At 32.9% G+C, this 12,249-nt stretch carries 15 protein-coding genes; all 15 read left to right on the top strand.

Annotated elements, in window-relative coordinates:
* A partial coding sequence (locus tag RM545_RS17105) for a carboxypeptidase-like regulatory domain-containing protein (protein ID WP_311496503.1) occupies window positions 1–537 on the top strand: 537 nt, incomplete at its 5' end.
* Between the two features lie 128 nt (window positions 538–665).
* Window positions 666–1,154, top strand: a complete 489-nt coding sequence (locus RM545_RS17100; RefSeq protein WP_311496502.1) for a GNAT family N-acetyltransferase — start codon at window positions 666–668, stop codon at window positions 1,152–1,154.
* A gap of 1 nt (window position 1,155) precedes the next feature.
* Complete coding sequence (locus tag RM545_RS17095) at window positions 1,156–1,788, top strand: DUF4339 domain-containing protein (protein ID WP_311496501.1); 633 nt, start codon at window positions 1,156–1,158, stop codon at window positions 1,786–1,788.
* A 163-nt stretch (window positions 1,789–1,951) separates the two neighbouring features.
* Complete coding sequence (locus RM545_RS17090) at window positions 1,952–2,422, top strand: DUF4265 domain-containing protein (RefSeq protein ID WP_311496498.1); 471 nt, start codon at window positions 1,952–1,954, stop codon at window positions 2,420–2,422.
* Window positions 2,406–2,753 (top strand): hypothetical protein, encoded by a 348-nt coding sequence (locus RM545_RS17085; protein ID WP_311496497.1) that lies wholly within the window; start codon window positions 2,406–2,408, stop codon window positions 2,751–2,753. Before RM545_RS17090 ends, RM545_RS17085 begins: the two co-directional genes overlap by 17 nt.
* A 191-nt stretch (window positions 2,754–2,944) precedes the next feature.
* Window positions 2,945–3,550: a hypothetical protein gene (locus RM545_RS17080; RefSeq protein ID WP_311496500.1), complete on the top strand. Its 606-nt coding sequence runs from the start codon at window positions 2,945–2,947 to the stop codon at window positions 3,548–3,550.
* A gap of 166 nt (window positions 3,551–3,716) precedes the next feature.
* Window positions 3,717–4,538, top strand: coding sequence for a prolipoprotein diacylglyceryl transferase (lgt, locus tag RM545_RS17075; protein ID WP_311496499.1), 822 nt, complete (start codon window positions 3,717–3,719; stop codon window positions 4,536–4,538).
* Window positions 4,539–4,694: 156 nt separating this feature from the next.
* Complete coding sequence (locus RM545_RS17070) at window positions 4,695–5,165, top strand: DUF4265 domain-containing protein (RefSeq protein ID WP_311496498.1); 471 nt, start codon at window positions 4,695–4,697, stop codon at window positions 5,163–5,165.
* On the top strand, window positions 5,149–5,496 hold the full coding sequence (locus RM545_RS17065; protein ID WP_311496497.1) for a hypothetical protein: 348 nt from the start codon (window positions 5,149–5,151) through the stop codon (window positions 5,494–5,496). The genes RM545_RS17070 and RM545_RS17065 overlap by 17 nt, the downstream gene beginning before the upstream one ends.
* Before the next feature lie 152 nt (window positions 5,497–5,648).
* Window positions 5,649–6,875, top strand: coding sequence for a PDDEXK family nuclease (locus tag RM545_RS17060; RefSeq protein ID WP_311496496.1), 1,227 nt, complete (start codon window positions 5,649–5,651; stop codon window positions 6,873–6,875).
* A 627-nt stretch (window positions 6,876–7,502) separates the two neighbouring features.
* A complete protein-coding gene (locus RM545_RS17055; protein WP_311496495.1) occupies window positions 7,503–7,679 on the top strand; it encodes a hypothetical protein in 177 nt (58 codons plus the stop codon).
* A gap of 9 nt (window positions 7,680–7,688) precedes the next feature.
* On the top strand, window positions 7,689–8,525 hold the full coding sequence (locus tag RM545_RS17050; protein WP_311496494.1) for a hypothetical protein: 837 nt from the start codon (window positions 7,689–7,691) through the stop codon (window positions 8,523–8,525).
* A 1,379-nt stretch (window positions 8,526–9,904) separates the two neighbouring features.
* Window positions 9,905–10,327, top strand: coding sequence for a UPF0158 family protein (locus tag RM545_RS17045; protein ID WP_311496493.1), 423 nt, complete (start codon window positions 9,905–9,907; stop codon window positions 10,325–10,327).
* A 562-nt stretch (window positions 10,328–10,889) separates the two neighbouring features.
* Window positions 10,890–11,468 carry a hypothetical protein gene (locus tag RM545_RS17040; RefSeq protein ID WP_311496492.1) on the top strand — a complete coding sequence of 193 codons (579 nt, stop codon included), beginning with the start codon at window positions 10,890–10,892 and terminating at the stop codon, window positions 11,466–11,468.
* 3 nt (window positions 11,469–11,471) lie between these two features.
* A complete protein-coding gene (locus RM545_RS17035; protein WP_311496491.1) occupies window positions 11,472–11,765 on the top strand; it encodes a hypothetical protein in 294 nt (97 codons plus the stop codon).
* Window positions 11,766–12,249 lie beyond the last annotated feature (484 nt).

Raw genomic sequence — 12,249 nt, 5'->3', positions numbered from 1 at the left:
TACGTTAACCACAATTGTAAAAAAATGAAACTAAAATTAGTTGCTCTCTTCGGACTTATATTGTTGGTTAGTTCTTGCGATTGTGATATTCACGTGAATGGAAAAGTTTTATCATCTGAGACGGGTGAACCTTTAAGAGGAGCTAAAATAGAAATGGTCGGTAAAAACCTTTTACGGACCTCAGACGAATATGGAAATTTCGGCATCGGAGAAATTACTGGATTCTGTTACTCGCCTAAACTTAGAATTACATTTGATGGATATAAACCCTTTGAAATCGAATTAGAAGCTGACTCAGATTACCAAAATTATAAATTAACACGATTATCTGAATCAGTAAAATTAAGAGAACCCGTTTATCCGGATTCTACCAACCGATCAAACTTTATTTCATCAACCTGGATAGAAAAGTATAGCAGTGACTTTGAAGTAAAATCCGATAGTTTAATAATTTATCTGGATGAAATTAATGTGAAAAAGGAATTAGAAACTATTGAAAGGGAGCTAAAAAGTAAAAAAGTGGTTAACAACATATAAAAACAATGCTCAAATCAGTCTTGAATCGAAAGTCCGTGCTCGCTTGCAACGCCTGATTGTCCTGCGGACAATCAAGCTCGCCCTCTCGCACTGTTTTTATACGGGACGTTGTAGCCAATTATTTTAGAATGAATTTTACTTTTAAGATTATTAAAAAAGAAGATTTACAAGAGAATCACAGAAAGTTTTTTGCGAATAAGTTAAAAGAGCAAGGAAAAGTAAAAGGAAATCTTTTGAAAAAAGCTGATAGATGTAAAATGATTTGTATAGTTACAAATGAAAAAGAACCTGTTGCTATAGGCAGAATTAAACAAAAAAGTGAGAGTACATTTTCGAAAGAAAAAGCGGATATACCTGAATTTAGAAACATAATTGATTGGGAATTAGGTTATCTTTTTACAAATGCTAAATTCACAGGAAGAGGTATTTCAAGTAAAATAGTAAAACTCTTATTGGATAATAATGGTGATATAAATTTAATGGCTACTACTGAAATTGAAAGCAATCCTGCTATGGTAAGAATCTTGACTAAAAATGGATTCCAACAATATGGTAAAATATGGCGAAGTGCTATACATCAAAACTCTTTAGGGTTATTTTTAAAACTCAATAAATAAAATGCAGAAATTCTATATTGTTCTAAATGAGGAGCAACAAGGTCCTTATACTATTGATCAAATAAAACAAAAAGATATCAAAAGAAATACTTTAGTATGGAACGAGAACTACGAAAATTGGTTTGAAATTCATAATCTTGAAGAGTTTAAAAATTTCTTCAAAAAAACTCCACCACCAATACCCCAAAAAGTTACAACTGAAAAACCAATAAAAGTAGTTATAGCTAAAGAGGAGAAAAACAGAAAAAGAAAAAAGGTAGACTATTCAAAAGTCTTTTCATCATTATTTAAGCTATCATTCATAAGTCTTATAATCGCCATAATTATATTTCTAATTTCTGCATTTTTAATATATGACGCTAATAAATTTGACAACTATGATTATAGCACAGTGAAACTAGGGGAAAGAATTTCTTATAATCTTCCTTTAGATGATTATTCTCCAGATATAATTCCTAGCATAGAATGTAATTTTGATGGAAATTTTGGATGTTTAAAATATAATGTTGAAAGAAGAAAAGAAAAAATTTTTGAAATGTCATTTACAAATAGCTTGTATGCCTTTGCAATAAGCTACATATTCATAATTATAATTTATTTTGGGAGAAAATCAATTGAGGAGGAGGAAAAATAACTGGCAACAACAACGGCTCATCGCAAATAACGGGTATTGCCGAAAAAGTGTAATTTTAGAAACCAGGAAAGAAAACAATTAAACCGACTACTCCGCGTCCCAACTCCCGCAACTTGCGATAGCCGAGACCGTTGTAGCCAATTGCCTAAGAAAGTTCCGAACAATGAAACAAGAAAAAGAAAAAGTTTTATTCCGATTTTATAGTAATATTTTTGATGAAGAAATGGTCGAGACGATGTGGTGTCAAGAAATTGATAAAGAAAATGGAATATATAAACTAGATAATATTCCTTTTTACGCTCCCTTATTAGCTTCGGATGATATAATTTTCGCTGAGTTCGATGAAAGCGAACAAATGATAACTTATAGAGAAACTAAAGAATTTTCTGGAAATTCAGTAATTCAGATTGTTTTAATGGATGAAAAGTCAGATCTAAATGAAATAAGAAATTCATTTATGAAAAGTGGCTGCCAATCTGAAAAATTTAGTGAAAATTATTTTTCAATGGAAATTCCATACGACTTGAATTATAATCCAATTAAAGCTCAATTAGATACATTGGAAAATGACGATATAGTTTCCTATGTAGAACCGTGTTTATCAGAAAAACATAAAAATGATTCACAAGAGTAAAATTTCGAGATTAATTTTAATCGTTTTTTTGATATTATCGTGCGCTAAACAAATCGATAAAAAGTTTGATTCAAAAAAATGGAAAAATTGGGAAGAAACGGAAGCAAATTTATTTCTCCGTTGGGATATGCGAAATGACTTAATCGAAGATCATAAACTAAAAGGATTATCTCAAAAAGAAATTATCGATTTACTTGGCGAACCAGAAAAAAAATTTAAAGATCAATTTCGGTACAATTTGGGACCAGCAAGAAAAGGAATTAATTACGGAACTTTAATATTTGAATTTAAAAATGGAACTGTAGTCAGTTATCAAATTATTAATGGTTGAAGGCAACTGGCAACAACAACGAATATTCGCAATTGTGGCCATTTTAAATAAAATAGTATTTTTAGAATCTAAGAAAGTATAATCTAAGCGGACTAATCCGTTTACCAAATACCACAACTGACGAATATTCGAGACCGTTGGCAACAATTATCTAAGAGAGATTTTCCTTAATAATTGCAAAATAAACACATATGAAAATAATAATTTCGCTATTCACGATTCTTCTTTCAATTTCAAGTGCAATTGCGCAAGAAAAAGTTTTAATGCAAATTGACTATAGCACTGATAGTAAAGATTTAGAAACGATTTTAAGATTTGAACAAATTAATTTAGCCAAATATACTTTCAGTGGAGATTTAAAAGGTAAAAATTATGCTGTGAGAATCAACGAATATAAGGAAGGAGAATTAGTGAAAATAGATACTATGTTTTATAGTTCTCAGGACGAATATTTTAGAATGACTAAAGACACTTTAAACATAACTTTCATAACTAAAAACGAGAACGATGAACTTGTCTTCGAGCTAAATGGTAATGGATTTTCTAGTCCTAAAATGAATTATGAAATATTGGAATCTAATGGACGATATGCTTATAAAGATTTTCTTAGTGCGGCTTCTTCAGAAAGTTATGATATAGATAATCAATTTCCGCTATTTACGATCATAACGCCAACCGTTTACGAGGATGGATCAAAATCATATTGTAGAGTTGCACAATCAGGAATAAAATCAGAAAATTTAGGTAAAGAATTTGACATTCCACATTACTTCGTTGTAACAATGACTATCGAATAGATAACAGTTGCCAACAACGATTCATCGCAAATAGCCGGCACCGTTAGTAAGAAAATAATTAAATTCACCAACAAACTAGGTCTAAGCTGACAATGCCGTGTTCCCTACTCCGCCAACTTGCGATAATCGAGACCGTTATGCACAAGGCTTGAGCAAAATCTGAACTATGAAAGATGGTATATTTTATTGGAATACTGATCCAGTAATATTTTCGATAACTGACTCTTTTCCATTAAAATATTACGGATTATTTTTCGTTATCGGACTTTTATTAGGATATCAAATTGTAAAAAGAATATACATTAAGGAAAATATCCCTGTAGAAAAATTAGATAAACTTGCTACTTATATTTTTATAGGAACTCTACTTGGTGCAAGGCTCGGACACGTGTTATTCTATCAACCAGAATATTACTTTAATCATCCACTAGAAATATTTCTTCCTATACAAGAAATAAACGGATCTTATGAATTCGTTGGGTTTCAAGGATTAGCTAGTCACGGAGGTGCTTTAGGTGTTCTAATAGCGATTATTTGGTATTCCATAAAATACAAAACTAAATTACTTTGGATTTTAGATAGAGTAGCGATTGCTATACCTGTTGCTGGTGCTTTTATAAGATTAGGGAATTTTATGAACTCAGAAATTTATGGAAAACCTACAAATGGAAATTGGGGAGTTGTTTTTCAAAGAGATGATTTAATCCCGAGACATCCAACACAACTATATGAGGCTTTATCATATTTCTTAATATTTGTAATTTTAATGTACACCTATAAAAATTCAAAAAATAAAAACTTTAGTGGAGTTTTATTTGGCGTTTTCCTTATCCTTCTATTTTTAGCAAGATTTATAATAGAATTTTTTAAAGAAAATCAAGTAGCATTCGAGAATCAGATGACCTTAAATATGGGTCAGTGGTTAAGTCTACCGTTCATTATAGCAGGGATATTATTGATAATCCTACAACGCAAGCCCAGTGCATAACAACGTATATCGCAAATGGCGGGTTTAATAGAAAAGTACTAAATTAGTTTCCATAACAAACAAAACAGTTAAGCCGACAAATCCGCATCCATAATTCCGCGCCACTTGTCGATATACGAGACCGTTGTAGCCAATTGCCTAAGAAAGTTCCGAACAATGAAACAAGAAAAAGAAAAAGTTTTATTCCGATTTTATAGTAATATTTTTGATGAAGAAATGGTCGAGACGATGTGGTGTCAAGAAATTGATAAAGAAAATGGAATATATAAACTAGATAATATTCCTTTTTACGCTCCCTTATTAGCTTCGGATGATATAATTTTCGCTGAGTTCGATGAAAGCGAACAAATGATAACTTATAGAGAAACTAAAGAATTTTCTGGAAATTCAGTAATTCAGATTGTTTTAATGGATGAAAAGTCAGATCTAAATGAAATAAGAAATTCATTTATGAAAAGTGGCTGCCAATCTGAAAAATTTAGTGAAAATTATTTTTCAATGGAAATTCCATACGACTTGAATTATAATCCAATTAAAGCTCAATTAGATACATTGGAAAATGACGATATAGTTTCCTATGTAGAACCGTGTTTATCAGAAAAACATAAAAATGATTCACAAGAGTAAAATTTCGAGATTAATTTTAATCGTTTTTTTGATATTATCGTGCGCTAAACAAATCGATAAAAAGTTTGATTCAAAAAAATGGAAAAATTGGGAAGAAACGGAAGCAAATTTATTTCTCCGTTGGGATATGCGAAATGACTTAATCGAAGATCATAAACTAAAAGGATTATCTCAAAAAGAAATTATCGATTTACTTGGCGAACCAGAAAAAAAATTTAAAGATCAATTTCGGTACAATTTGGGACCAGCAAGAAAAGGAATTAATTACGGAACTTTAATATTTGAATTTAAAAATGGAACTGTAGTCAGTTATCAAATTATTAATGGTTGAAGGCAACTGGCAACAACAACGAATATTCGCAATTGTGGCCATTTTAAATAAAATAGTATTTTTAGAATCTAAGAAAGTATAATCTAAGCGGACTAATCCGTTTACCAAATACCACAACTGACGAATATTCGAGACCGTTGTAGCCAATATTTATGAGAGAAATAGATTTAAATAAGATAGAGGAAATATATCCATACATATACATTCCGGAAATTATTAAAAACCATATTAATGATGGCTATAATAAATCCGAGAAATTAGATTATTTAAATATTAAAAAACCGGTCAAAGAAAATAACCCAAAATTATGTGAGAACTTACCGTACTACTTTACAAATTCTCCTCAACCAATAAAAATTGATAATATATTAGAGCTTGAGTACGATTCAATAAATGAAGATTTAGAGAATTATACATTTTGCCTCGGTGAATATCCTCTTCCCAAAAAACCTATACTTTATCATGTAGAGAAACAAGAAAAGATTGATTTTGAAACAAGTTTCGCTAATATTCTACACACTTTAATTTTACTTCCAATATTTGGCTTTGGTCTTTATTTTATTTTTGCAGTTTTCGGCCCTTTATTTATAACATTTGAAGAAAGAAGAGAAATGTCTGTTTGGCCTTTTCTAATAATCGGAAGTAGCTCTTTGTACCTAATTCTTCTAGCTTATGCAGTTTTTCATAAAGATAGTGAGGTTTTCACAAAATATATAAAAGTAAAAAGATCGATATTAGAAGAATCTGTAAGGATAAATCTACTAGATCAGTATAAACAAAAGGTCAAAGAAATTGAAGAAACCTTCAATAAAAATTATAAAAAGGAACTTATTGATTTTGAAATAACCTATGCACAAAACTCTCAATTAGCAGAAATGGGAATTTTAAAGAATAAGCTTTCCGAAAACCCTATACCTTTAATTGATAATAGGAATTTCAAAAAAGGAAAAAGTGAACTACATTTTTTAGAATATCTCTACAAAAATTTCGGTCGAAATGTTTTTACAGATTATTCACCTGATATTGGAAAAAACCCATTTCAGCCTGATTTTATAGTATTCGATTGTGAAATAAATTTTTACCTGGATATTGAAATTGATGAACCTTATAGCTTATTAGATGGAACAACTATACACCATGACAGAACTAAAGATGAAGAAAGAAATAGGTTCTTTAATGGAATTAATTGGGGCGTGATTAGGTTTACAGAAAGACAAGTAATGCAAAAACCTGATGAATGTTGTTATATTATTAGCAGTGTTCTTGAAGCAATAAAAAATCGAAATACTGTTATAAAACACAACCTAGAAATTGAAAATTTCTGGACACATGAGGAAGCTTTAATAATGAAAATGAAGGATTACAGGAATTCTTACTAAAATACTGGCTACAACATCGGTTCATCGCAAATAACGGGTTTTGTGAAAAAAGTGTAATTTTAGAAACCAGGAAAGAAAACAATTAATCCGACAAGTCCGCGTCCATACTCCCGCAACTTGCGATAACCGTAACCGTTGTATGCAATTTCTTGTTGCGCATGGTCATCTTTTGAAGTTCCTGGGCTGATTAATAGTGGTACGGCTAAGGGAAAGAGAAGGACAAAACCTTTAGGTAGCGTCCCTAAGAATTTGGCGATGGGATCGTGGAAAGTCTTTCACTTTCCAAACGTTTCCAACGTTACAAATTCTTAAGGTTAAGGTAGTTGAAAATTTTGATATAGTCAATAGCTTCAACTAACTTAATTTTTTTCCCTTAGCAGTACGGACAGTTGTAAAGCCCATCCCTTATTCCACAATGTTTAGAAGGCTTTCTTAAACACAATGGAAACGGGATACGGACCTCAAAAGAAGCCTTATCATTTATGCCGCTCCAATCAACTGTTCCTTTTTTGCTATTTTTTGCTGCGGATAGGCAAAAAAGCATACAACACCATGTTACTGCAATAGTCGCAAAAAAGCTCCTACTGCAGTAACACTTTACGTTGCCATTAATACTAAAAACAAAAAATGATACAAAAAGGAAATAGAGTTAGACATAGAGATGTTCTATTAAATGAAAAATACGGAGTAATGGTGGTAAGAGAAACCAAAGGAGATTTTGCTGTTTGTGGCTACAACGATTTTGAAAAAATTGCACAAATACACACAATCAAAATCACAGACCTTAAAAAATCTTCAGACTAAAAATTAAAAATGAAAAAGTTTTACAAACATCAATTTCTGCTATTATTTCTTTCATTAACATTATTATCGTGCGATAACAATGAAATAAGTTGTGCATCGGATACTTCAAAAATTTTAGTTAAACGAATTTTGGCCGAAAATTCTGATATTAATCAATATGTATATTATAAAGCTGATATAACTCAATTAGAGCTCCTTGATTTCTATAATGAATATTCAGATTTAACACAAATTAGAACATCTTCCATACAAGATGAAATAAATAAATGTGAATGTCAAGGAACATTAAAGTTTCAAATTCCTAAAAATTTATTATATAAACTTGAAAACGAAAAGACAAATGAATTTGAAATAATTTATTCGATCCAACAGACAGAAGAAGGTGATGTTTATGCAGAGGCTTACTTACCAACCGGGCTTGATAATAGTGTTTCCACCTATCTTAAAATTATCAAAGATGAATACAGATCTTTTGCAGATAAGGAATTGAAAAATATGACCGCATTTCACGGGAATAGTGATATTTACATTAACGCACTTAAAGATTTCTTAATTGCGGATTGGAATAAAATGAAAAATAGTAAAGCTTATAACGGACCGGAAATTGGAAATATATATTGGGAAGAAAATCAATTAAATATAGATGATGTTTTTGGAAATTTTTTAAGTGTTTACGATTTCAATACTCTTTACATTACAGAAACTAAAAACTCAAATATTGTAATAAGTATTACGAATTCTGGTGGTGGAGAAGGAGGAAATGTTGGTATTGAAGAACGATATTTATTATTAAAAAATGGTTCGTCGAATTTCAAAATTTTATTAGCTGCCCAACAAATAATCTAAAACCCCTGTGCAAAGTACTAATGGCAACAATGTATAAAAACAATGCTATCTTAGTGTGGAATCGAAAGTCTCTGCGTACTTGCTGCGTCTGATTTTCCTGCGGAAAATCAACGCTGGCAATCGCCGCACTGTTTTTATACGGGACGTTACAAGGCATCAAATCAGAGCGCAAATGGCAAATTTTGGTAAATCGGCAATTGGTTTGGACTTCGGGAAGAGAAAAAAGCTACGTGACAATACATCGCTTAGCCACAAGTGGCGCTTTTTTCGGTAAATTTGGAAAGATTGCGTTTGCGAATAAGCGGACTTTAAGACGGAACCAATCAACTGAATAAAAGTCGAAAATTGCCATTTTTGAGACCTCTTTGCGACGGACAAAAAATTAAAGACGCCTTGTAACAAAATATAAAAACAATGCTAAAGCTTGTTCCAATTCGAAACTCCGTGCGTACTTGTTGCGCCTGATTTTCCTGCGGAAAATCACGCTCACCAGGCGCACAGTTTTTATATGAGACGTTGTGAGGCATCAAGGGCAGAGTTTAAGGCAAAAATTGGATTTTCAGCTATTTTTGTTTTAAACGGTTTGGTTTGTAATCGGACTTTGAAACGGAGACAATCATCTAAATAAAGGTCGATAATTGCCATTTTTGAGACCTCTTTGCGACGGACGAAAATTGGCAAATTTCAGGTTTTCCGGAGTTGTAATTTTCTTCGGGAAGTAAAAAAAGCTACCGCTTAGAATCATCACTCAGCCGCAAGTGGCGCTTTTTTTCGGTAAATTTGGATGTTCAGGCTTGCGGATAATTAAAAAGACGCCTCACAACAAAATATAAAAACAATGCTAAAGTTTGTCTCAAATCGAAACTCCCTGCTTGCTTGCTGCGCCTGATTTTCCTACGGAAAATCAAGCTCACCAGCGCACAGTTTTTATATGAGACGTTGTGAGGCATCAAGGACAAAGTATGGGACAAAAATCGGTTATTTAGCAATTTTTGGTTTAAACCAAATGGTCTGTAATCGGACTTTCAAACGTTGCCGACCAGGTAAATAAAGGTCGATAATTGCCATTTTAGAGACCTCCTTGCGACGGACGAAAATCGCCAAGTTTTGGTTTTTTAGCATTTGCAGTTTACTTCGGGAAGAAAAAAAAGCTACTGGTTAGAATCATCACTCAGCCGCAATTGGCGCTTTTTTTTCGGTAAATTTGGATGTTTTGGCTCGCGGATATTAAAAAGACGCCTCACAACATTATATAAAAACAATGCTAAAACCTGTGCCAAATCGAAATGATGGTGTGCTTGCTCTTCGGATTGTCCTGCGGACAATCACGCTCGCCCGCGCACAGTTTTTATACGCAGCGTTAGCCAATAGCTGAAAAAATGAAAGTCAAGGAAGCAAATATTCGAGAAATGGCAGAACTCCTTCTGTGCGGACAACTTTGTTTTCTAAATACTACAACTGGTGATTTTGAATATCATCCGGCAGAAATGGACTTTTTTGCGGATGAGGAAAATCCCTGGCAAGAAGTAATAGATAAACTCGAGAATAATTGGGATGATTACATTCGAATCGAGCCAATGAATTCCAACCAATCTTACGCTGTAATGGAATCCTTTGCGGACCAGCTGAAAGCGGACGGATTTCGCAAAAAATTACATGCTGCTTTAAACCGAACAAAACCTTTCAGGAATTTCAATTATTTGATCCACGAATCGGATTTCAGGCAGGAATGGTTTGACTTCCGACAAGAAAGAAATGTTGAGTGGGTAAGAGAACAAATATCTGACCGAGTGGATGTGTGAAAAAAGCCATTGGCTAACATTATATAAAAACAATGCTAAAATCAGTCTCAAATCGAAAATCCGTCCTCGCTTGGTTTGCGGATTGTCCTGCGGACAATCACGCTCGCCCGCTCGCACAGTTTTTATACGAGACGTTGTAAACTATGCAAAAACAAAAATAGGATAGATGGATTATTTCGAACTTATCTTAGGGGTTCTGATTCTGATATTAGCAGTGGCACTGCTGACTTTGGAAAATCGGACAATCAAAAAGATTGAAAAAGGTGATCATATGAGAAAATCCTTCCGACCTCAAATCTTTGTGGGTATTTTCACAATGTTTCTGATCGGATTAGCTCTTGTTTATCGAAGCTTTTAAACTGACATAAATTTTATATGAAAAACGACGAATCTGTAATCAGTGAAAAAGCACAGTTTACAACAGCATATAAAAACAATGCTTAAATCAGTCTCGAATCGAAAGTCCGTGCTCGCTTGCAACGCCTGATTTTCCTGCGGAAAATCAAGCTCGCCCGCGCACAGTTTTTATATGAGACGTTAGCCTTCATTTAAAAAACAAAAGTTGAAAGAATTAAATTTAGAACTGATAAAAGAGGAATTGCTTGAATTTTCGATCGTTAATAATTCTTACATCAATACCTATCACGAATTCATTAGATATTTTGAAAAAATTGAACAAATTGAAAAACATCATCTTATAATTTCAAGTCATTTTGTTTATGGTTGGATGCCGACAATTCTTTCTCTAAATCAAGAAAAGTTACCCGAAGTTTTGAAACTTTTAAACCAAGTGAAAAACGGATATCTTTTAACCGCACCTGAGTTGGAAATTTTAAAGAATTGCATTAACAATTCTCTCGTAGGTTTATCAAAACTTCTTCATTTTATAAAACCAGAAATTTACGCAATCTGGGACAGTCGGATATTCAGATTTCTGACCGGCAAAAAAAGCACCTATGGAATAAATAGACCGACTGCTTATTTAAGTTACCTTCAGGATTTAAAGAAAATAACTGACCAACAAGAATTTGAACAACACTACCAAAAAATACAGGAGAATTTCAATTACCCAATAAGCAAATTCCGAGCTATAGAAATTGTTATGTTTCAATCTTCAAACGGATCCAAGAAAACGGTTTAAATTATGAAGTATTACAGAGAAAATATTATTAGTACATATAAATACTTGCTATCTGTAAGGGAAAATTTAATAACCCACTCAATAAATATTGCAATGAACGGTGAGCTGAGCCATATCAATGAAGCATTCGAAGAGGGAGACATCTATCAATTTGATATGGATCAGTTTAGAGGAACTAATGATGCCAACCTGGAAAAGATAGCTGAGTTTTACGATGAACTGGAAAATTTAATGAATACCCTCGAAAATATAAATGCCATAAAAGAAGAGGATTTAGCGGATGAAAACGAAGGCTAACAACGAATAACACAAATTGCGGAATACCTGTCAAAAATGACATTTTTGACTACCATTAAAATAAACTTTTTAACTGACAAATTCGAGTACCCAAGCCGCAACTTGTGTTATTCGAGACGTTGTGAGCAATTGCGGATCGGAGGGGAGCGTGGTCGCCAAATTTCGGTTTTTTTCTAATTTTATTTTTCCAAGGGAAGAAAAAAAAGCTACCGATTAGAATCATCACTCAACCGCAAGTGGCGCTTTTTTTAGGTAAATTTGGAAGTTCCGGCTTGTGAATAAGCGGACTTTTAGCCGTTGCCGATCAATTAAGTAAAGGTCGATAATTGCCATTTTTGAGGCATCTTTGCGACGGACAAAAAATAACAACAACTGCTCACAACAAAATATAAAAACAATGCTAAAGCCTGTTCCAAATCGAAAGTCCGTGCGTGCTTGCTGCGCCCGATTGTCCTACGGACAATCACGCTTGCCAGCGGCACAG

Origin of the sequence: Autumnicola lenta (genome assembly GCF_031846515.1) — a bacterium.
GTDB lineage: Bacteria > Bacteroidota > Bacteroidia > Flavobacteriales > Flavobacteriaceae > Autumnicola > Autumnicola lenta.
Note: the sequence above shows the minus strand (reverse complement) of the source record. Positions and strands in the feature narration are given on the sequence as shown.

Excerpts from the sequence above, each read along its gene's own strand:
- RM545_RS17100 (WP_311496502.1), top strand. The coding sequence starts at position 666 with ATGAATTTTACTTTTAAGATTATTAAAAAAGAAGATTTACAAGAGAAT.
- RM545_RS17095 (WP_311496501.1), top strand. The coding sequence starts at position 1,156 with ATGCAGAAATTCTATATTGTTCTAAATGAGGAGCAACAAGGTCCTTAT.
- RM545_RS17090 (WP_311496498.1), top strand. The coding sequence starts at position 1,952 with ATGAAACAAGAAAAAGAAAAAGTTTTATTCCGATTTTATAGTAATATT.
- RM545_RS17085 (WP_311496497.1), top strand. The coding sequence starts at position 2,406 with ATGATTCACAAGAGTAAAATTTCGAGATTAATTTTAATCGTTTTTTTG.
- RM545_RS17080 (WP_311496500.1), top strand. The coding sequence starts at position 2,945 with ATGAAAATAATAATTTCGCTATTCACGATTCTTCTTTCAATTTCAAGT.
- lgt (WP_311496499.1), top strand. The coding sequence starts at position 3,717 with ATGAAAGATGGTATATTTTATTGGAATACTGATCCAGTAATATTTTCG.
- RM545_RS17070 (WP_311496498.1), top strand. The coding sequence starts at position 4,695 with ATGAAACAAGAAAAAGAAAAAGTTTTATTCCGATTTTATAGTAATATT.
- RM545_RS17065 (WP_311496497.1), top strand. The coding sequence starts at position 5,149 with ATGATTCACAAGAGTAAAATTTCGAGATTAATTTTAATCGTTTTTTTG.
- RM545_RS17060 (WP_311496496.1), top strand. The coding sequence starts at position 5,649 with ATGAGAGAAATAGATTTAAATAAGATAGAGGAAATATATCCATACATA.
- RM545_RS17055 (WP_311496495.1), top strand. The coding sequence starts at position 7,503 with ATGATACAAAAAGGAAATAGAGTTAGACATAGAGATGTTCTATTAAAT.
- RM545_RS17050 (WP_311496494.1), top strand. The coding sequence starts at position 7,689 with ATGAAAAAGTTTTACAAACATCAATTTCTGCTATTATTTCTTTCATTA.
- RM545_RS17045 (WP_311496493.1), top strand. The coding sequence starts at position 9,905 with ATGAAAGTCAAGGAAGCAAATATTCGAGAAATGGCAGAACTCCTTCTG.
- RM545_RS17035 (WP_311496491.1), top strand. The coding sequence starts at position 11,472 with ATGAAGTATTACAGAGAAAATATTATTAGTACATATAAATACTTGCTA.